Origin of the sequence: Vibrio marinisediminis (assembly GCF_014050145.1) — a bacterium.
Classification (GTDB): domain Bacteria; phylum Pseudomonadota; class Gammaproteobacteria; order Enterobacterales; family Vibrionaceae; genus Vibrio; species Vibrio marinisediminis.
Map to the genome: position 1 here is coordinate 1 of NZ_JACFYF010000373.1, position 232 is coordinate 232.

Sequence of the window (232 nt, forward strand, 5' to 3'; positions counted from 1 at the left end):
GTCCCAGGCGTCGTTGGTTGTGTAAATGTGCATGTAGCGCTGAAGTATAAGAAGGTCGCCCCCCGCCCGCCCGTTTTGAATGGCGGCGACGTCGGCGCGGGTAATCACCCGCCGGCGCTCATGCTCTTTCCATTCGTTGTAGATCGACTTCCCGATCAGCTCGACAAACGCCGTCTTTTTGATCTCTCGGCGCTCCTGACAGTCCCAAAACTTAGTCTCGCCGGCGATGAGC

Annotated in this window: 1 protein-coding gene; it reads right to left on the bottom strand. The window is 58.2% G+C overall.

Annotation, left to right across the window (positions count from 1 at the left end):
* A partial coding sequence (locus H2O73_RS21515) for a hypothetical protein (protein ID WP_182110849.1) occupies positions 1-232 on the bottom strand: 232 nt, incomplete at both ends.